Annotated in this window: 20 protein-coding genes and 1 pseudogene; 9 read left to right on the top strand and 12 right to left on the bottom strand. The window is 40.0% G+C overall.

Annotated elements, in window-relative coordinates; all coding sequences use genetic code 11:
• Positions 1-98: 98 nt before the first annotated feature.
• Positions 99-1,139 (bottom strand): 4-hydroxyphenylpyruvate dioxygenase, encoded by a 1,041-nt coding sequence (gene hppD, locus IEY42_RS04840; RefSeq protein ID WP_188924204.1) that lies wholly within the window; start codon positions 1,137-1,139, stop codon positions 99-101.
• A gap of 68 nt (positions 1,140-1,207) precedes the next feature.
• On the bottom strand, positions 1,208-2,368 hold the full coding sequence (locus tag IEY42_RS04845; protein ID WP_188924205.1) for a homogentisate 1,2-dioxygenase: 1,161 nt from the start codon (positions 2,366-2,368) through the stop codon (positions 1,208-1,210).
• A 218-nt stretch (positions 2,369-2,586) separates the two neighbouring features.
• Here IEY42_RS04845 and IEY42_RS04850 point away from each other — a divergent pair, with 218 nt between their 5' ends.
• Together IEY42_RS04850 and IEY42_RS04855 are read left to right on the top strand one after the other, a co-directional pair.
• Positions 2,587-3,513, top strand: a complete 927-nt coding sequence (locus IEY42_RS04850) for a LysR family transcriptional regulator (protein WP_188924206.1) — start codon at positions 2,587-2,589, stop codon at positions 3,511-3,513.
• 138 nt (positions 3,514-3,651) lie between these two features.
• Positions 3,652-4,440: a TIGR00266 family protein gene (locus IEY42_RS04855; protein ID WP_188916533.1), complete on the top strand. Its 789-nt coding sequence runs from the start codon at positions 3,652-3,654 to the stop codon at positions 4,438-4,440.
• Between the two features lie 65 nt (positions 4,441-4,505).
• Here the strand turns inward: IEY42_RS04855 and IEY42_RS04860 are convergent, their stop codons facing one another.
• Both IEY42_RS04860 and IEY42_RS04865 read right to left on the bottom strand, forming a co-directional pair.
• Positions 4,506-4,967: an EVE domain-containing protein gene (locus IEY42_RS04860; RefSeq protein ID WP_188924207.1), complete on the bottom strand. Its 462-nt coding sequence runs from the start codon at positions 4,965-4,967 to the stop codon at positions 4,506-4,508.
• Positions 4,968-5,062: 95 nt separating this feature from the next.
• Positions 5,063-5,473, bottom strand: coding sequence for a YccF domain-containing protein (locus IEY42_RS04865; protein WP_188916531.1), 411 nt, complete (start codon positions 5,471-5,473; stop codon positions 5,063-5,065).
• Positions 5,474-5,694: 221 nt separating this feature from the next.
• On the opposite strand from IEY42_RS04865, the gene IEY42_RS04870 reads away from it, so the two are divergent.
• On the top strand, positions 5,695-6,657 hold the full coding sequence (locus IEY42_RS04870) for a 1-aminocyclopropane-1-carboxylate deaminase/D-cysteine desulfhydrase (RefSeq protein WP_188924208.1): 963 nt from the start codon (positions 5,695-5,697) through the stop codon (positions 6,655-6,657).
• A gap of 179 nt (positions 6,658-6,836) precedes the next feature.
• Here IEY42_RS04870 and IEY42_RS04875 read toward each other — a convergent pair whose 3' ends face one another.
• The 5 genes from IEY42_RS04875 to IEY42_RS04895 all read right to left on the bottom strand — a co-directional run bounded on the left by IEY42_RS04875 (position 6,837) and on the right by IEY42_RS04895 (position 10,326).
• Positions 6,837-7,010, bottom strand: coding sequence for a hypothetical protein (locus tag IEY42_RS04875; RefSeq protein ID WP_188924209.1), 174 nt, complete (start codon positions 7,008-7,010; stop codon positions 6,837-6,839).
• Between the two features lie 640 nt (positions 7,011-7,650).
• On the bottom strand, positions 7,651-8,328 hold the full coding sequence (locus IEY42_RS04880) for a ChrR family anti-sigma-E factor (protein ID WP_188924210.1): 678 nt from the start codon (positions 8,326-8,328) through the stop codon (positions 7,651-7,653).
• Positions 8,321-8,983, bottom strand: a complete 663-nt coding sequence (locus tag IEY42_RS04885; protein ID WP_188924211.1) for a sigma-70 family RNA polymerase sigma factor — start codon at positions 8,981-8,983, stop codon at positions 8,321-8,323. Before IEY42_RS04885 ends, IEY42_RS04880 begins: the two co-directional genes overlap by 8 nt.
• Positions 8,984-9,127: 144 nt before the next feature.
• Positions 9,128-9,718, bottom strand: a complete 591-nt coding sequence (locus IEY42_RS04890) for an LON peptidase substrate-binding domain-containing protein (protein WP_188924212.1) — start codon at positions 9,716-9,718, stop codon at positions 9,128-9,130.
• 53 nt (positions 9,719-9,771) lie between these two features.
• A complete protein-coding gene (locus tag IEY42_RS04895) occupies positions 9,772-10,326 on the bottom strand; it encodes a lipocalin family protein (protein WP_188924213.1) in 555 nt (184 codons plus the stop codon).
• Positions 10,327-10,509: 183 nt separating this feature from the next.
• On the opposite strand from IEY42_RS04895, the gene IEY42_RS04900 reads away from it, so the two are divergent.
• A complete protein-coding gene (locus IEY42_RS04900; protein ID WP_188924214.1) occupies positions 10,510-11,454 on the top strand; it encodes a chemotaxis protein CheV in 945 nt (314 codons plus the stop codon).
• A 103-nt stretch (positions 11,455-11,557) separates the two neighbouring features.
• On the opposite strand, the gene IEY42_RS04905 is transcribed toward IEY42_RS04900, so the two are convergent.
• Together IEY42_RS04905 and IEY42_RS04910 are read right to left on the bottom strand one after the other, a co-directional pair.
• Positions 11,558-12,199 (bottom strand): hypothetical protein, encoded by a 642-nt coding sequence (locus IEY42_RS04905; protein ID WP_188924215.1) that lies wholly within the window; start codon positions 12,197-12,199, stop codon positions 11,558-11,560.
• A 90-nt stretch (positions 12,200-12,289) separates the two neighbouring features.
• Complete coding sequence (locus tag IEY42_RS04910) at positions 12,290-12,649, bottom strand: DUF2750 domain-containing protein (protein ID WP_188916522.1); 360 nt, start codon at positions 12,647-12,649, stop codon at positions 12,290-12,292.
• Between the two features lie 225 nt (positions 12,650-12,874).
• On the opposite strand from IEY42_RS04910, the gene IEY42_RS04915 reads away from it, so the two are divergent.
• From IEY42_RS04915 to IEY42_RS04935, 5 genes are all read left to right on the top strand, one after another.
• Positions 12,875-14,122, top strand: a complete 1,248-nt coding sequence (locus tag IEY42_RS04915) for a lytic murein transglycosylase (RefSeq protein WP_188924216.1) — start codon at positions 12,875-12,877, stop codon at positions 14,120-14,122.
• A gap of 104 nt (positions 14,123-14,226) precedes the next feature.
• The gene (locus IEY42_RS04920; protein ID WP_188924217.1) at positions 14,227-14,709 is read left to right on the top strand and encodes an FKBP-type peptidyl-prolyl cis-trans isomerase; all 483 of its coding nucleotides are present in this window, start codon (positions 14,227-14,229) and stop codon (positions 14,707-14,709) included.
• Positions 14,710-14,808: 99 nt separating this feature from the next.
• Complete coding sequence (locus IEY42_RS04925) at positions 14,809-15,036, top strand: DUF3389 family protein (protein ID WP_188924218.1); 228 nt, start codon at positions 14,809-14,811, stop codon at positions 15,034-15,036.
• A gap of 69 nt (positions 15,037-15,105) precedes the next feature.
• Positions 15,106-15,771, top strand: a complete 666-nt coding sequence (locus IEY42_RS04930; RefSeq protein ID WP_188924219.1) for an alpha/beta hydrolase — start codon at positions 15,106-15,108, stop codon at positions 15,769-15,771.
• Positions 15,772-16,254: 483 nt separating this feature from the next.
• On the top strand, positions 16,255-18,177 hold the full coding sequence (locus tag IEY42_RS04935; RefSeq protein ID WP_188924220.1) for a bifunctional metallophosphatase/5'-nucleotidase: 1,923 nt from the start codon (positions 16,255-16,257) through the stop codon (positions 18,175-18,177).
• A gap of 79 nt (positions 18,178-18,256) precedes the next feature.
• Here IEY42_RS04935 and IEY42_RS04940 read toward each other — a convergent pair.
• Positions 18,257-18,626, bottom strand: a pseudogene (locus IEY42_RS04940) (IS4 family transposase); the annotation flags it as partial.

The following is an 18,626-nucleotide window of genomic DNA, read 5'->3' on the forward strand; positions in this document are numbered from 1 at the left end:
CGTCAATTATCAATAACAGAATGTGGCCAAGTGTAATGGCCTAAAATGATAAAAACCAGCTATTTGCTGGTTTTTATGTATCAAATTATACCGATTGGTTACAGCACGCCTCGTTTCATTTGGTCGCGTTCAATTGATTCAAATAACGCTTTAAAATTACCTTCACCAAAGCCTAAGTTATTTTTACGTTGAATGATTTCAATAAAAATAGGGCCAAATAGGTTTTTTGTGAAAATTTGCAGTAGATAACCATCATCATCGCCATCAACCAAAATTTGGTGATGCTTAATACGATCTTGATCTTCAGTGACTTGCGGTAACTTTTCAAAAATGGTGTCGTAATATTCAGGAATAATATCTAACGTTTGGATTGACGTGCCTTCCATTGCATCTAAAGACGCCACAATATCGCGGCTTCTAAAGGCTAAATGTTGTACCCCAGGGCCGTTATATTCACCTAAGTATTCATCAATTTGGTTGTTGTTATTGCCTTTCCCTTCATTGATTGGGATACAAAAACTGCCATCGGGTGAACGTAGGGCATAAGAGACTAATGCCGTTTGTGCACCACTAATGTCAAAATAACGCACTTCGGTAAAGCCAAAAATATCTTTATAAAAGTTGGCCCATTTTTCCATGGTGCCTTTGTAGACATTATTGGTTAAATGGTCGACTTCCATAAAGCCTTTTTCTGGAGTCACAATGGGTTGGTCTAAATCGACAAAATCGGTTTGATAAATATTGTTATCTTCACCAAAGGTATCAATAAAGTAAATTAAGCTGTCGCCAATACCGTAAATGGCCGGATAAGGCATGTCTTTACTGGCCTCGGTCGCGGGTTTTGCGCCGCGAGTAACGGCTTCATTATAAGCAAACTCTGCGTCTTCAACGCGCCAGCCCATTGAACAAATAGCTGGGCCGTGTGATTTTGCAAACTCAGCCGAAAAACCGCTACGGCTTTTATTGAGTAAAAAGTTAATGTCGTTTTGTTGGTAATAAACGATGTCGTTGTTTTTGGCTTTTTTTAACATCGAAAAACCAAAATCAATAAAGACCTGGTGCATATATTCGGTATCTGGGCTGGCAAATTCAGTAAATTCGATGCCTAAAAGCCCCAGTGGATTTATTTCGCTAGCCATTTTGTTTTCCTTTATTTTTTGTCAACACGCCATCACTCTTTGGTGACTTGGGTTAGTTAAATTACATCTTAGTTTTCTAACCAAGAACGGTTGTAGTCAGCACTCATGCAATGTTGCACATGAGAGGTTAAATTGAGTGGGGCGAATGTATCGACCATCACTGCGTATTCGTATGTTTCTGTTTTGCCTATCGATGCTTCTGTGCGTCCAGGTTGAGGACCGTGTGGCACCCCTTTTTGATGCAGCGTCATGTAGCCGCCTTCAATACCGGTGCGGCTCATAAAGTCGCCGTCGACGTAATAAAGCACTTCGTCGCTGTCGATATTATTGTGGTAATAAGGTGCCGGTATAGACTTAGGATGAAAGTCGTAAGGGCGCGGCACAAAATTGCAAATAACAAAGTTGTGCGCACTAAAGACTAAATGCTCAGATGGCGGTAAATGGATCTGGCCAACTTTAGGGGCGTATTCAGTAATATTAAACGCCCAGGGATACACACAACCGTCCCAACCGACTAAATCGAATGGATGCCATTGCAACATCATTTGTTGGTAACGTTCACCAAATTTGCACACTAAGGCAAATTCGCCTTTTTCAACCACGGCATCGGCTAATGTGGGTGTACGAATATCGCGTTCACAATAAGGCGCCGACTCGAGCATTTGGCCATATTCATTTCTAAAGTGTTTTGGTACTTCAACCATTGACGACGATTCAATCACAAACAAGCGTACATTTTGATAATCGTTAAAGGTTAATTGGTAAGTGGTACCGCGCGGGATGATCAGGTAATCCCATTTTTTGGTGTTAATGACGCCGTATTCGCTTAATAGCTGACCTTCGCCTTCATGAATAAAGACCACCTCATCTGCATACGCGTTGCGGTAAAACTCATTTGTTGGCTCAGTGACCTTAGCGGTATACATGGCGACATCGTTATTAAAAAAGATTTTATTACGTGCGCTAAAAAAATTGCCCTGGCAATCGGCCTGGCGTGAGTCGAGTTTATAGTTTTGAATTAATGGGTCTTGCCATTGTTCGCCATGACTTAACGCGTACGGTTTAACATCAAGCGCTTTGGTGGGCATATTATGATGATATTTATTGGAATAAATATTTGAAAACCCGTGAGTGGAGAATAACTCTTCACGGTAAAGTTCACCATTTTCTTTTTCGAAAGCGATGTGACGCTTTGGCGGCACTTGACCTTGTTTAACATAGAATGGCATTTGATTGTCCTCTGGCTAATCAACAGCATATGACGTGGCTGATTGTTCATTATTGTTATGGCCTAATCGCACTGGGCAAACCAATATGTGATCTTATTAACAATTTAGTGGTAAAGATCCACAAAAAAAAGAATAATAAATCACTTGTCTTAATCAATTTATTAGATTGTCTTGTTTGCTTTACATAAGTGTATTGATAACAAGACACTGGAGCGGGTATGCGGATTGATATTGATGCGTTTAATGTTCTGCAAGTCCTTGTTGAAGAAGGTAGTTTTTCTAAAGCGTCGGAGCGATTACATAAGGCTCAGTCTGCGGTGAGCTACCAGGTTAAGAAGTTAGAGCAACATTTAGGGGTGACTTTATTTAATCGCGATAACTACCGAGCGGAGTTAACGCCTGAGGGTAAAGTCATTTTGGCTGAAGGTCAGCGACTATTGCAGCATTTGGCTAATATAGAACATTTAGCCAACCGCTACAGTCAAGGCTGGGAGCCTAAGCTCGAATTAGTGATTGATGGTGCGTTACCCATGGAGCCCATCATGAGCGCATTAAAGTTGATGTCAGAGCATAATATTCCCACCAAAATTCAATTAAACATGGAGTTTTTAGGTGGTGTGCAACATCGATTTGAGCGCGACCAAGCAGATTTGATGCTAGTAAAAGATTATCGTACAGGGCCTTCTTATCATCCTAAGCCCTTGCCGACGATAACCAGTGTGCTTGTAGCTGCAGGGGTACATCCACTGAGTCAGCGACAAGGCATTAGTTTATCCGAGCTACAACAGCATGTTGAGCTGACCATCGAAGATTCATCTCCGGGTAAACGTGCGCGTGATGAAATGCAATTTGGTGGCGATAAAGTGTTTTATTTGTCAGGCTTTATTATGAAAAAAAATGCATTATTAAAAGGCTTGGGCTTTGGATGGATGCCGGATTTTTTAATCACTGAAGAGTTAGCCAATGGTGAGTTAACGGCAATTGATTTTGTTGGCGGCAATCGTTTTAGTTTTACCCCGCAATTGGTGTCAACGTTAGAACGTCCATTAGGCCGAGCAGGGCAATTATTCACTGAACTTATCTTGCAAGAATTTGCCTTATATCAACAGCAACAAACAGGATTAAGTGGTGTAGGTTTAGGTTAAATAAGTGCTTGTAATATTTTGAGACATATTATGTCACAAAGTTTCCATAGGAATGAAAGTAACAACTTGTTAACCTAATGCAATAATATCGTCCTTGTTAACGCTTAATCTGCCACACTCATTTTTAAGGAGCAAAAAATGACTAGAACATGTCACGAAGTTGATTACGAAATTATTGGTTCAAGTATGCAATTAGTTGAAATTGAACTCGATCCACATGAAGCTGTGGTCGCCGAAGCTGGAGCCATGACATACCTAGAAGAAGACATCGCTTTTGAAGCTAAAATGGGTGATGGTTCTGAACCTGAATCAGGCTTTTTTGGTAAATTGTGGGGCGCAGGTAAGCGAGCAATTTCCGGTGAGGGGATTTTTATGACTCACTTTACCAACGAGGGTGGCCGTAAACGTAAAGTCGCATTTTCAGCCCCTTTCCCTGGCACTGTTTTAGCTATTGATCTTGCTGAGCATAATGGTGAACTGATTTGCCAGAAAGACAGTTTTTTAGCTGCAGCGCTGGGGACTCAAGTCACGATGAAGTTTAATAAACGCCTTGGTGTGGGATTCTTTGGCGGTGAAGGCTTTATTTTACAAAGTCTTAAAGGCGACGGCATGGCATTTGTGCATGCAGGCGGCACCTTAATTAAAAAAGAATTACGCGGTGAAACCTTACGGGTTGATACCGGTTGTTTAGTGGGTTTTACCCCAGGCATTGATTATGATATTCAGCGTGCTGGCTCACTTAAATCGATGGTGTTTGGTGGTGAGGGCTTATTCCTCGCGACACTGCAAGGTCATGGCACTGTGTGGCTGCAAAGCCTACCGTTTTCACGTATGGCTGACCGTATTATTGCCCATGCACCTTCAACAGGTGGTAAAGATCAAGGTGAGGGTTCTGTGCTAGGTGGCATTGGACGAATGATTAATTAACGTTTCATTTTATCTGTTCATTTAAAAAGGGTGACTGAATTCAGTTACCCTTTTTTGTACTTAAATCAATGGCCTAACGCAACAATATGAGTAAACTCATCGGCTGTGACAGGTTGAACGCTTAACCGTGCACCTTTGGTAACCAATATCATGTCTTGTAAAGCAGGGTCACTTTTGAGTTGCTTTAAAGTGACTAGTTGATTCAGTTTTACAGTAAATTGGATATCCACTTGCCACCATCGCGGTTTGCCTGGATCTGTCTTAGGGTCAAAGTAACGAGATTGCGGCTCAAATGCACTTTCATCAAGTTTAGGCTGGCTAACAACAGTGGCAATACCTACAACACCTGGCACTTTGCAGCTTGAATGATAAAACAACACTTGATCACCAAGGCTGATTTGATCGCGAATAAAATTATGTGCTTGATAATTTCGTATGCCTTGCCAAGCCATTGTATTATTTGGACTGTTATGTAAATCATCAATACTGATGTCATCAGGTTCTGACTTCATTAACCAATATTTCATGCATTACTCTTTATATTTATTATTGGGTATATATTAACATCCACGAAGCAAAAAGCCGACAACATGCTGCTATCGGCTTTAAGGTAAGAGGTTGTTTACACTGGTTTGGTTACGACTGTTTGACCAATTGGCGTTAAACTTAACAGTGCTAACTTAATGTGCTGTATCGCAAAAGGGATACCAATAATCGTTACAAAGCAGGCCAGTGCATGGGCTAAATGACCAATCGCCAACCAAATGCCAAAGAATAAAAACCAAATAACATTACCGATTAAGCCTAAGCTACCAGTGCCAAGATCTTCATGGCCGGTTAAATGTTTGCGGTTAACGCTTTCTTGTCCAAATGGCCAAAATGCCATTTCACCAATGACAAAACACGCGCGACCAAATGGGATACCGACAATACTGATAAAGCATAAGAGTCCGGCAAGCCACCAGGCTAAGCCCATCACAAAACCGCCTAAAACAAACCAAGCAATATTAAACAGTAAACGTAAAAGTGACATTGTTATTCCTTATTGAAACCTAAAAATACAAAACGGGTACTGAACTTATTTAAGTTTAACTAAGCGAGATTCATGCCAAACTTGCAACTAGTTGATTATATGGCTTTTAAAGTGCTTTCAAGCATGAGGTAATAACGCGCGTTAGTGAAATAACTAAATCAATCGGTGAGTTTTATCATTTATTAGCTAAAATACTCATATCAAGTATTTAGAGATCGCCAATGTTTGCTATAAGCCCTGTACAGCCAATGCTATTTGAGCAAAAAACTATCTTTGTCAAACGAGATGACTTATTACATCCTGACTTTAGCGGTAATAAAGCGCGTAAGTTTTATCATTTTTTGTCGCACGATTATGATCATATTACTCAACTTGTCGCTTCGGGTTCTGCTCAGGCGAATTCGTTATATTCGATGTCAGTGCTGGCAAAGCAACAAGGTTGGCAATTTGATTACTATGTTAGCCATATCAGCGATTTTATTCTCAAGCATCCAAATGGAAATTATGCAGCGGCCATTGCCAATGGCGCTAATATTATTGATGTCAGCCAACTTAACCAAGGCCATCAATATCAACAGATGCATTTAGATGACGTAGTACAACATATTATTGCATCAGATTACGATAACGAAAAGTCATTGTTACACATCCCTGAGGGAGGACGCTGCGAGTATGCTGAATCTGGTGTCGGCATATTAGCGACAGAGATTATTGACTGGGTAAGATTACACAAGATCAACGCATTAAAAATATTTTTACCCTCAGGAACCGGTACAACAGCAGCGTATTTAAATAAACAGATAATGCAGCAATTGGGCAGTAATAATATTAAAGGTCTCAATATTGAGGTACTAACCTGCAGTACGGTTGGTGGAGATGATTATTTACGGCAACAATTTTCGCAATTAATTACTCCAGCGTATTTTCCAACCATAGTGACTGACGGACGAAAATACCATTTTGGCAAATTAACTCAGCGTTGTTTTGATATGTGGCAAACGGTTTGTCGCTCAGGGATTGAGTTTGAATTGTTGTACGATCCGGTTGGGTTTTTAGTATTAAAACATTATTTACAGCAACATCCGCAGTGGGACGGCGACATCTTGTATGTACATCAAGGTGGGGTTTTAGGTAATCAAACAATGCTACCTAGGTATCAGCGAAAATTTGGTCATACTGAGTAAATCAGCAAAACAGTTGACTGCTAACCTGGGAATAAAAGTTAACGTTAGAGTTAGTGAAGTGTAATAAGGGGAGGTTCATTTTGCTCTGTTTTAATAAACATCGGTAAGTGAGAGGAGAATACCGAGAAATGAGTTTATTAAATAACAGAGCAAATGATTAACGCTAGGCGTTAGGAGTATTACTTATTTGCAGTAATTAACCATTTCATGAAGTTTAATGCTTCAGTACGCTTTGAAAAGGTTTTCTTGTTTTTACCTTGGCTGTCAGTAAAAGCAATTGAATTTTTGTTTGACGAAATTGAGTTAACTGGAAAACTAACTGAAATTTCATGTCCATTAATGTTGTATGACATATGCCACACTCCTTATTTTTGCTATTCACCCTTGGGTGAGTAAATTGTTCAATAAAATATCCTTGGCATTTTTTAGTGGTGCAAAAGATTAACTTGTCGAGATTTAACTTAACCTATTCTGAACTCACTAATCAAGTGTTGTTATATAAATAGTTGATTAGCATCAGTTTAACTTGTGATCACAATGAATGATCTGGTTTAACTTGCCAACTAAAATATTACGTTTTCACTTAACTTAGTCAGTTGAACATAATTATATGACAATAACATGACCATAAAAGTTTGTTTTTTAAGTGCTACAAACATTGGCCGTTAGGGTCATTAAAAATGTACAGAAGCTTGTCTTGGGGTTACGAAGGAAGTTGAGCAGACTTTCAGGTAGGTACCAAAATTAACAAGATTTTTAAATCTGTATGGATTCTATACTCACTTTTCTTTTTTAGCAACACCGTTTTTGCTAAAAAAGACAAAAGATAATCAAATTGTTTGTAAAAACGGCTGTTGACACCTTTAATTCTTGGTAAGATTTTGAAAATATTGGTTTTTAAATAACCATAAGTTTTCTAATATTCCTACGTTTAGTTTATAGAATTACGATAACCGTGGTTATCGTAATTCTTAAAATAGTGAATGAACTTAATTAATACAGTAAATCACCTATAGGGTTAAGCAGCTTACTGAACCCTTTAGTAAAGTACAGTGGCGCATCAACGATGGTATAACATAAGCAACCTTCGGTAGTTTTAGGTGAATGTTGATGTGCTTGATCAAGCAGCATAAAATCACCAGGCTTGTATGTGTTATAGCAATCGCTAAATTCGCCCGCTAATAATAAGGTTAACTCAGCCCCTTTATGGGTGTGCTCTGGTATTTCGCCATTGGCTGCAATGTGCAGTAAACTTGCTCTTGCCTGTGGTTCACCAGTGTCTAAACGTAAACGACTCACTTTACCTATGCCTTGCCATGAAGCATTTATTTGCTTTCTAAAAACTCGTGGCAATGCGTATTGCTCACCTTTAATGGTGACTGTGTTGTCAACTACCTGTGGTTGTGGGGTCGGCTCAGTGTCTAAATTGTCTAATGTTGATGACATAAATTGGTCTAAAAGGCCACTTAAACCAGCGTCATCAAATTGTTCTGCTACCGTTTGTTGTTGCTCAAACTCTTGCTCAGATAGGGCAATGGTCATTTGATTAAGTTGCTGCCGACAATGTGAGCATAATTCTGCATGAGCAGAAATGGCAATCGACATCGATAACGGTAATTCGCCTTTAGCATGGAGAGACAGCAAATGCTGATCAGGGTGGTAATTAATCATAATGTTTCTCCATAAAGCTTTTTAACTTTTCTAGCCCGAGTCTAAGTCGAGATTTAACGGTACCAATAGGTATATTGAGTTTGTCTGCAAGTTCTTGTTGTGTCAGCTCCTGCATGTAAATCCCCTGTACGACCTGACGTTGCAATGGCGGAAGATCTTCAACATGTTGCAGTAAATTGGCTGATAATAAAAAATCTTCTTCGTTGTTTTCAGCGTCATCAGACTCAAATAAAGGCCAGATATCGTCGCCGAATGCATCTTCACGGTTGTGTTGTACTTTGCGCAGCATGTCAAAGCATTGGTTACGCATGATGGTGAACACCCAAGTACTCACAGCTGCTTTGTCAGCATTGTATAAGTGCGCTTTAGTCCATACTCGCGCCATGGTTTCTTGAACTAGGTCCATGGCTAAGCCTTGCTGACTCAGACGTTGTACTCCAAATGAGTTTATTTTGGGGGCAAAATGAGAAAACAGGCTTGCAAAAGACCGTTTACACCGATTATTAGCCACTTGCATCATTAAGTGAGCAAGTTCATCTGCCATTGGATTGGGTTCGTCTGATTTCATAGCACCACTTCGTTGATTGGACGATCTTGCGATAAGATTTCCTTTATCATAACGAGTTTGTGCGCTTTGTGATTGAACATTTTCCATTTTTTTCACTCGCATCCAGTAAAAACACAATTGAATAGGTCACTTTTGCCTTTTTGCAGGGCCAAATTAGAGTTTGCAAAAGGGTGTTGTTTATTCACTAATAACTCATACGCAAGGTGAAGATAAACGGATCATATTCGGGTGTTATTTTATAATGTCGAATAAAAACGATTTAGCTAACAAATGGTCGTGACTATTAATACATTGATACTTTTCTTTGGCACTTAAAGGGATAACTTCTAACCAACGCTGACACACCCAAGCAATATCATTAAAGTTATCTTCAGAATAATGAGCTAAGTGTTGCGGGTACTGCTGCAGTAGTTGTTTAAGTGTTTTGCTTAAAAACTGATCCTTCTTGCGCTCTAATGGCTTAATGTGTGGTTGAACTACTTGAGCTTCAATGAGATCGCTCGGCCAACTGTCTATTAATGTCACGTCGGCACGTTTTAAGCCATCATGTTCAACATCGATTTTGTTAATCGAAAAGGTTTGCTTGCCTTGAACACTAATCCCTAACAGACCATCATCGAGCGTTTCAAAATCGATTATCTCGGTTAGCGTACCAATAGGTAAAATGGTTTTTTTGTCATCAGCAAGCATACATAACCCAAAGCCTTGTCCACTTTTGAGTGATTCAGACACTAAGCGTTTGTATCTAGATTCAAAAATACGTAATTGCGTGTACCCTTGCGGGAGCAAGCAAATAGGTAATGGGAAAATTGGAATTATCATTACAGCCTCTGGATCAAATAACAGTGCATCTGACCTATTGTACGAGTTGCATGCTATTGTTGATCACCTTGTTGCACCCAAATGAGCTTATCTTCACTTATTGATAAGGCTGCAAGCTTGTTGATAAACCGTTGTTTGATTGCTGGGGCTAATCTTGGGCTGCGCGACAAAATCCAGGCATATTGATTATTAGGTCCAATCACTAATGAGTTTGTGTACTGACCTTGACTATTTTGTTCAATATCATGAATTTGATAAGCGCCGTAAAAAGGCCCAAAGAAAGACACTTTGAGTAAACCTTTATTGTCTCCATCAATAAAGTAGGCTTTGCCTTCTGCTTGGTCCCATTGCTGTTCGTCTTGTTTAAATCCTTTGTTAATCACCACCACTTTGTCACCGTCAATGCTGTATTGCGCGGTCACATTGGTCATTCCCCGCTCAAATGAATGATCTAGGCGGGCGATTTCATACCAGGTGCCCAGATATTGCTGTAGTTCAAACGGTTTGACGACATCTACAGGTTCATCGATGATCGTGCAGGCTGATAGCCCAAGTAACGAAAATCCGAGCAATGGTAAGGCGACGAGATGATGTAATGACTTTTTCATGGTTAACTCCGTTTGATACAACAATACCTTTTAGCGTCGACTATACGACTTAATGGGTTGGTTTGATCTGCAATTGACAGCTTTAATCTCATTTTGTCGGTTGTATCATGCTTACAAAGCCCTTTTAAAGTCGTTTTTTAGTATAATTAATTTGATTGTTATTTTAGTTAGGTGGATTGCTTCATGAATAAAGTGCTCGATACGGTAGACCAACGCACCCAATTAGTCGGTGAAAACCGTTTAGAACTGTTGTTATTTCGCATTAGTTCAACACAATTATTCGCGATCAATGTGTTTAAAGTTAAAGAAGTGGTGAAGCTACCAGCAATAAATATGTTGCCCGGCAGTAATCCAAAGATTTACGGTGTGGCTAATATCCGTGGTACATCCATTCCGGTTATCAATTTACGCGAAGCGATTGGCTTTTCAAAAATGCCGATTACTGACGACAGTAACTTAATTATTACTGAGTACAATCGAAGTGTGCAGGCCTTTTTAGTCGGAAAAGTTGAGCATATTATCAATATGACCTGGAGTGATATTATGCCGCCGCCGAAAACCTCTGGGGCACATAATTACTTAACCGCCATCACCAAGGTTGAGCAAGAGGGGATAACGCATCTGGTGTCTATTATTGATGTCGAAAAAGTACTGGCAGAAATCATTGATTATGATGTGAGTTTGTCTGAAGGGGTGCTCGATGAGAGTCTTGTGCCGAATATGCCAGGACGTAAAGTGTTAATCGTGGATGACTCATCAACCGCCCGCAAACAGGTACGCGACACATTAACACCTTTGGGTATTGATATCATTGAAGCTTCTGACGGATTACAAGCATTAAGGTTACTGCAATCTTGGGCTGATGACGGAAAACAAGTGGCCGATGAGTTGTTAATGATGATAACCGATGCGGAAATGCCAGAAATGGATGGTTATAAGCTGACCGCTGAAGTACGCGCTGATCCGCGCATGACCTCGTTATTTATTACCTTAAATACGTCTTTAAGTGGCAGTTTTAATAAAGCCATGGTTGAAAAAGTAGGCTGTAACGAGTTCATTTCTAAGTTTCAACCTGACTTACTGGTGGGTGTAGTACAAGACCGTTTACGCAGCCTGCTAGTACTATAAAATAATAGTGAGTGCGGCAAATACCGCACTCAGTCAATACCTCTAGAGTTAACGCGTCTCAATCACTCACCAACCTGTGATAGCGAGCAATGTGACTTGCTTGTCACTGATCTGCATCTTCAATTAATTCGTCGATAATTTTTCGCTGGTGTCCATGGGTAATGCCAATGTTAAGTCTGGCAATTTTTATCGCATGGCCAAATTTTGCTTTACCTAGTAAGGTCACTAACTGTTGTAAAAATCGCGCATCTAAAGACAAGGTGTTGCTGTAGTGCTCTATGGCTTTGGGTAATGATGTAAATCTCACACCATCAAACTCAAACCCTGCCTGATAATGACCATCCTCACCATCTAGCATGATGCCATCAAGGCTAAGGGGCCAGCCTTTAGCGTTAATGCGTTCTTGGGCTATTTGATACATCATCCAGGCACTTTTTTTGAAGCCACCAAAAATTTTGCACTCAAATTCAGACTCTTCTAATTCTTGCTCTGTCCAATTAATGCCGATAGCTAAATCTTTGCGGTAAATATGCATTAATTGATCTTTAACTGCATCGCGGCAGTCCCAAATCGAGGTTAATGGGTTCTTTTTCGCTAATCCTAAACATTCTTTACAAGCTGGCACCGCAAGCGATGGATGTGGCGTGTGAGTCATGCGGTAATAATCAAATACTTGATTACTCGGTTCTGCGCAAAACCAGCAGGTATGGCGCTGCTCGAATGGAATGTCAATTAATGTAGGCATAAGGAGGCACGCTTTCAATAACAAATGGTGTACTTAAAATAAAAAAGCCGCTCATAAAGAGCAGCTTAAATAGTGTCGATTCAAGAAGTATTACTCTTTTTCGTAATCGACTAATTCTTTCGCTAATACGATAGGGTCTATTTCTTCGCATTCTTGATCGGCTTCCCAATCAACACCAATCAGTACGCCATCGTCATTTAAATCGCCAACCCAATATTCTAAAAACTCAGTCAGGGTAATGGTTACCGCTTTGTAGTCGGCCCATTCTTCAGTGCAGTGACTGGTCGCAGCAGCTTCGCTAGACCATAAAGGCATGACATCAGTTTCTTCAAATTCAGAAGAATCACATACTACCCAGCCTTCACCGGTTTCATCTTGTAAGCCCCATAGCACTTGATGCTGTTTTACGTTTTCGATAAAGCTGATTAGCGCAGGTGTTTGTTCGGTCATGATAAGTCGCTTCAATGAGTGAGAATTGATTTCATTATACGGACTCAACGCATAAGGAAAAGGCCTAATTAATGACAATTATGTTTATGTTGAAACTTTGTACCAATTGAAATGTAAAAATGCAATTTATGATAAATAAACAGGGTTTAATGCTAACACCTCTTGTTTCCTGAATGGCGATGCGTCACGATATTCGTCATTCATTTGTGATAAGTAAGTGTTTTCATGACCCATAAAAGCCGTTTTTCAGTGTTTATTGCTTCAATGTTTGTTTCAAGCTCTTTGCTCAGCGCTTGCGCTGCGTCGGCATCACCTGAGCCTGCTGTTAACCTCACACCAGAACCTGTGCAAACTGATTTTGCGACATGTGTGATTAACTTGCAGCAAAAAGCCAAGGTTGCTGGGATCTCACAGCATATTATTGATACAACCGTGGCTAGTTTGAAGTATGTACCTAGAGTCATTGAACTTGATAATCAACAACCTGAATTTACTACTACGTTTGGCGATTATTTTGAAAAACGCGTCACAACATGGCGGGTTGAGCAAGGTCGCAAAATGTTGGCCAAACATCACGACTTATTGACTCAATTAACCCATGAATATGGCGTGCCAGGGCAATATATCGTTGCTTTTTGGGGCTTGGAAACTAATTTTGGTAGTTATAAAGGCAACATGCCTGTACTGGATTCATTAGCGACGCTCGCTTGCGATCCTCGTCGCAGTGATTATTTTACCGGTGAACTATTGCAAGCACTTAAGCTTAAACAGCAATATCAATTTGACGACAGTAAAATGGTCGGCTCATGGGCCGGTGCAATGGGGCATACCCAGTTTATGCCAACCAATTACCGTAAATATGCTGTAGACGGCGACGGTGATGGTATTGCTGATTTATGGAATAGCGAAGCCGATGCATTAACCTCAGCAGCTAATTTTTTACAGCACCTTGGTTGGCAAGCCGATGAACGATGGGGCAGAGAAGTGTTGCTACCGGCCAATTATTCATTTGAGTATTTAGGCAGTAAATCGATCTTACCATTGAGCCAATGGCATGCGCTTAATATTAAAAAAACCAATGGCCAAGCTATTTCAACCCCGGATATGCAAGCCGCATTGTATTTACCAGCAGGGCATACGGGGCCGGCATTTTTAGGTTATGCCAATTTTAATGTCATTATGCGCTGGAATCGCTCGGAGTTTTACGCAATTTCGGTGGGGCATTTGGCAGACAGAATTAATGGAGCGCCAGCGTTGAGTCGTACAGTACCTAAACAGCCACGACTAAGCCGTGATATCGTCAAAAAATTGCAAATCAAACTGAATGACCAAGGGTTTGATGTTGGTAAGGCTGATGGTATTTTAGGCCGCAACTCGGTGTTAGGTTTGCAAGGTTTTCAGAAAAAGCATGGGTTAATTGCTGATGGTTTTCCTGATGCAAAGACCTTCGATAAGCTTGGGATTAAGCTATAACCATAAGCATTCAACGTGAGTAAACCTAGTTGAGGCTAACTTTTTGTGGATGCCTTTGCGGGCTTTTGTTAAGCTTCGGCAAATTTTTGTTTTAAGGAATAATGATGAGCATTAAAGACGATATGATTGTGCAGTTTAATTACACTCTGCGCGATGAAAAAGGTGAAGTGATTGAGTCAAACGAAGGCCGTGATCCTATTGCGTACTTACATGGCCATGACAACATGATGCCTGGTATCGAAGATGCCATTACTGGTAAAGAAGTGGGCGATAAGTTTTCTGTTACCCCTCCTGCAGCTGATACCTATGGTGAACGTCAAGAAGGCACTGAGCAACGTGTTTCTGTAAAGCATTTAGTTGGTGCTAAAGTGTGGAAACCCGGCATGGCAGCCATGATACAAACCGAACAAGGTCAACGCCAAGTGACCGTGCTTAAAGTCGGTAAATTTATGGCGACAGTTGATGTTAACCATCCATTAGCCGGCCGTGAACTGACTTTCGACATTGAAGTTGTCGGTACACGTGACGCATCAGACGAAGAAATTGCCCATGGTCATGCCCATGGCGCAGGTGGTCACCACCACTAAGTAACCCGAGCTCAGGTTAAGTAAGATTGCTGTTTAACTTGAAATCCCAAGTAAATCACTTGGGATTTTTATTTGTGGTGTGCATAAAAAGGAAAAATCATGGTCATCGACTTTTCAATCGGTAAAATTATTGTCACCGTGAATGAAATTCAGTGTCGTTTTCATGACAACCAGATTGTATTAACGGCTTCGGTAGATGATATGAGTTGTTTTCATCAAGGGCTGGTTATCGCAGCTGATGCCGGTACTGTTCGTTGGAGCATCAAACTTGATAATGCTGCGCAATTAGAACAAGTATTAAATTGTACGGGTATACAAGCCCAGTAATGCATCCAGATTACTCACAACGCTTGAAAGTATGATTGTAAAAAGCGATTGCTATAAAAAGGATAAGTAATGTCATCTCTAGATAAAATTGTAATTGAACCACAAACTCCTGCAACAGCGTGTGTAATTTGGCTTCACGGATTAGGCGATTCTGGTGCGGGTTTTGCGCCTGTCGTTCCGGTATTAGGCTTACCTAGCGATCACAGCATTCGTTTTGTGTTTCCTCACGCGCCAGAACAAGCTGTAACCATTAATGGTGGCTTTGTGATGCGCTCTTGGTATGACATAAAAAGTATGGATTTGCATGACAGAGCAGATTTACAAGGTGTGATGGCATCAGAGCAAGCTGTGATGCAGCTAATCAATGAGCAAATTGCCCAAGGCATCAGTGCCGATAAAATCGTGCTTGCGGGTTTTAGTCAGGGCGGGGTAATGAGTTTATTTACCGGCTTGCGTTTTGAGCAACGCTTAGCGGGCATTATGGCACTGTCTTGTTATTTACCTGGCGGTGAGGCATTGCCTGAGCATTTAGCTGAAGCCAATTACTCCACACCTATATTGCAACACCATGGTGAGCAAGATGATGTGGTGCCATTGTTTGCCGGTAAAATGGCCCATGATGCTCTTAACGCAGAGGGGTATAACACCACTTGGAAAACCTTTCGGATGGCTCATAGTGTGTTACCTAACCAACTTGTAGAGATTGGTCAATGGCTACAGCATGTATTACGGTAATGTTAAATTAAAATCTTTTATTAGAAATTTTACTGTTTTACTAAAAAAACAATTAGCTCATTAAGTGTTTTGGGTAATAATCTATATTATTTAACGGGTTAGCTGTTTAAATGCAGCTAAATTATTTTCTTAATGGTATAAAAGTCAAAAGCAAGGTCTCACTGTTTTTTTGCAAGAACAATGGGTGTTGTAACTACATGTTAATATTGTATTAAGTCTCACATTTTGTCATAAATTCGTCACATATCCCCGCTATTGTTTGCTATTATCGTCCCGGTAAAAGTTAGAGATGCTCATTTCTGAAATATTTTTGAGTTGCTCGTGGTTAACGTTTGTTGCGGTTTTGTTGACAATGCTATTTGTATTAACAATATTGTTTTTTTAACCACAAATCATTTATTTTAAATAGATCATTGAGCTCTAAAAGAAAACTAATACATATTAAGCAAAAAATAATAAATTATTTAAATAATGGGGTTTTACATGAATAGAACGATGTATAAAGGGTTACTAGCGACTGCAATTATTGTTGCACTAACAGGTTGTAATAGTAGTGACGATAATAATGATACTGACGTCAGTACGTTTAACTTACGCATTGCCCATATCAATGATACTCACTCGAGTTTTGATCCAACATCATTAGATTTTACCGCTCAAGTGAACTCTGAAGATATGAGTATTCGTACTTCAGTAGGTGGGTATCCTCGTGTTGCAACGGCATTAAAAAATGCTAGAACTATGGCTACGGATGCTAATAAACCTTTCCTTGCTTTACATGGTGGTGACGCTTTCCAGGGTTCGCTTTATTTTAATGTTCTAAAAGGTGCAGGTAATGCCACTTTATTGCGTGAAATGAATCTTGATGCAATGACAATTGGTAATCACGAGTTTGATCTTGGTGATGGTCCTTTGATTGAATTTGCTAATAAAGTGAACTTTCCACTTCTTGCCGCTAACTTAGATACAAGTGCAGACTCTCAAATGTCTGGTGTGACCAACATTAAGTCTTACACTATTAAAGAATACGGTGACGTTAAAGTCGGTATTTTTGGATTAGTCTTAGAAGACATGAAGTCGATTTCTTCTCCTGGTGACGATTTAGTTTTCAAAGGTGAGGTGGTAACCGCTCAAGCGACAGTTGATGCGCTAAATGAGATGGGTGTAGATAAAGTTGTTATGGTAAGTCACATCGGCTTAGATAGAGATATTCGTATTGCTGAAAGCGTCAACGGTGTAGATGTCATTGTTGGTGGCCACTCTCATACTTTATTAGGTGACTTCACTAATATTGGTAATGGTATGGGTTCAAGCATTGCAAGTTATGCTGAGATGATTACCAACCCTAATGGCACTTCTAAAACATGTATTGTACAAGCTGGCGAGGTTGCTCAAGCCGTAGGCCAAGCAGATATCACTTTTGAAAATGGTGAAGTGACCGTTTGTCAAGGTAACAACACACTGCTAATCGATAATGACTTTAAGCATAAGTATGATGGTGAAAATCGTGAGCTATTGACTGAAGCTGACCAAAGTGCAGCTGAAGCCTTTGTTGGTGAACAAGATAATATTGCTATCACTGAAGAAGATGTTTTATTACGCAGTATTATCGATATCGATTACAAACCACTAATTGAAGAATTTGAAGGTAAAGTAATTGGTCAAGTATTTGATGCTAACGATCCTATTGATACTGGGATGTTAGATCATGTCCGCCAGCCGGGTGTTAAACGTAATGGCGCTTCATTGCCGATTACGGGTTCAGAAGCCGGTGCTCATGTTGCCGCGTCTATGGTATGGAAATTGAACCAACATGGTTATGGCATTGATATGGCCATTACCAATACAGGTGGTGTGCGTAATGATATTAAAAATGATGCCACTGGTAATTTAACTGCAGGTTATATTATTGGTTCACTTTTATATTTCAGCAATGAGTTGGCTATTGTTGAGTTGAAAGGTAGCGATATAACTCAACTGCTAGAAGATACCATTAATTACTCACTTACTACTTCTTCTGGTTCATTCCCAACATTTGCAAATATTGAATTTACGTTCAATGGCAAAGCTGTTGCGGGTGAGCAAATCGAAGATTTACATGTATGTCCTAATGGCGTCGCTGCTGGCGGTTGTACTGATATTGACCCAGAGATGACTTACAAGATCTCTACCAATGCTTATATTGCTGGTGGTAAAGATGGTTATGAAATCTTTGATACCAAGAAGCTTTCTCCTGTTATTAAGTCAGGCTTTATTGATAATGAATCTATGATTGAATATGTAGAAGCGTTAACGCTAGCTGGCCAAAAGTTAGAAGAACTTCCTACTGGTTTAACGTTTATTGCGCCAACTAGCTTTGAAGAAAAGCTTGATAATCCAGTATTCAAACCAGAAGATAATCAATAAATAAATCATAAGAAACTTGATCTGCATTAATTAGATATTAATTATGGATAACAAAAAGGCAGCTTAGGCTTAATGCCGTTCACTTAAGTTGAGCGGCATTTTTTCTTTTTGCCACCGGGTAGCCATTTTTACTGACTTTTAGGCACCTCGGATAACTTCTTTCTCGTCTTCCTTCTAGCTTAAACTGTTTAGCATTTCTCTCTATGTCTAAAATAAATCTTGGGACATTTCCAGGGGCATATAACGGCATATTGGTGAGTTGATTGATAATATGAGATGAGGCATCTCGAAAGCTCAGTTGATTTGGAAAGACGCTTTTAAGCGACTTGGCCATTAAAATCATTTTATAACGTATTAAATTATAAGCTAATAATAACCCCCATAATTCCTGGTATATCAGCTCTGGAAGGTTGCTTCTCAGCGTAAATCGACTTTCAAGCATATACTGC

Source organism: Shewanella algicola (assembly GCF_014648035.1).
Lineage (GTDB): Bacteria > Pseudomonadota > Gammaproteobacteria > Enterobacterales > Shewanellaceae > Shewanella > Shewanella algicola.

Excerpts from the sequence above, each read along its gene's own strand:
- IEY42_RS04920 (WP_188924217.1), top strand. The coding sequence starts at position 14,227 with ATGAGCATTAAAGACGATATGATTGTGCAGTTTAATTACACTCTGCGC.
- IEY42_RS04900 (WP_188924214.1), top strand. The coding sequence starts at position 10,510 with ATGAATAAAGTGCTCGATACGGTAGACCAACGCACCCAATTAGTCGGT.
- IEY42_RS04890 (WP_188924212.1), bottom strand. The coding sequence starts at position 9,718 with ATGATAATTCCAATTTTCCCATTACCTATTTGCTTGCTCCCGCAAGGG.
- IEY42_RS04855 (WP_188916533.1), top strand. The coding sequence starts at position 3,652 with ATGACTAGAACATGTCACGAAGTTGATTACGAAATTATTGGTTCAAGT.
- IEY42_RS04875 (WP_188924209.1), bottom strand. The coding sequence starts at position 7,010 with ATGTCATACAACATTAATGGACATGAAATTTCAGTTAGTTTTCCAGTT.
- IEY42_RS04845 (WP_188924205.1), bottom strand. The coding sequence starts at position 2,368 with ATGCCATTCTATGTTAAACAAGGTCAAGTGCCGCCAAAGCGTCACATC.
- IEY42_RS04885 (WP_188924211.1), bottom strand. The coding sequence starts at position 8,983 with ATGGAAAATGTTCAATCACAAAGCGCACAAACTCGTTATGATAAAGGA.
- IEY42_RS04860 (WP_188924207.1), bottom strand. The coding sequence starts at position 4,967 with ATGAAATATTGGTTAATGAAGTCAGAACCTGATGACATCAGTATTGAT.
- IEY42_RS04935 (WP_188924220.1), top strand. The coding sequence starts at position 16,255 with ATGAATAGAACGATGTATAAAGGGTTACTAGCGACTGCAATTATTGTT.
- IEY42_RS04925 (WP_188924218.1), top strand. The coding sequence starts at position 14,809 with ATGGTCATCGACTTTTCAATCGGTAAAATTATTGTCACCGTGAATGAA.
- IEY42_RS04915 (WP_188924216.1), top strand. The coding sequence starts at position 12,875 with ATGACCCATAAAAGCCGTTTTTCAGTGTTTATTGCTTCAATGTTTGTT.
- IEY42_RS04905 (WP_188924215.1), bottom strand. The coding sequence starts at position 12,199 with ATGCCTACATTAATTGACATTCCATTCGAGCAGCGCCATACCTGCTGG.
- IEY42_RS04895 (WP_188924213.1), bottom strand. The coding sequence starts at position 10,326 with ATGAAAAAGTCATTACATCATCTCGTCGCCTTACCATTGCTCGGATTT.
- IEY42_RS04930 (WP_188924219.1), top strand. The coding sequence starts at position 15,106 with ATGTCATCTCTAGATAAAATTGTAATTGAACCACAAACTCCTGCAACA.
- IEY42_RS04910 (WP_188916522.1), bottom strand. The coding sequence starts at position 12,649 with ATGACCGAACAAACACCTGCGCTAATCAGCTTTATCGAAAACGTAAAA.
- IEY42_RS04870 (WP_188924208.1), top strand. The coding sequence starts at position 5,695 with ATGTTTGCTATAAGCCCTGTACAGCCAATGCTATTTGAGCAAAAAACT.
- IEY42_RS04880 (WP_188924210.1), bottom strand. The coding sequence starts at position 8,328 with ATGATTAATTACCACCCTGATCAGCATTTGCTGTCTCTCCATGCTAAA.
- hppD (WP_188924204.1), bottom strand. The coding sequence starts at position 1,139 with ATGGCTAGCGAAATAAATCCACTGGGGCTTTTAGGCATCGAATTTACT.
- IEY42_RS04865 (WP_188916531.1), bottom strand. The coding sequence starts at position 5,473 with ATGTCACTTTTACGTTTACTGTTTAATATTGCTTGGTTTGTTTTAGGC.
- IEY42_RS04850 (WP_188924206.1), top strand. The coding sequence starts at position 2,587 with ATGCGGATTGATATTGATGCGTTTAATGTTCTGCAAGTCCTTGTTGAA.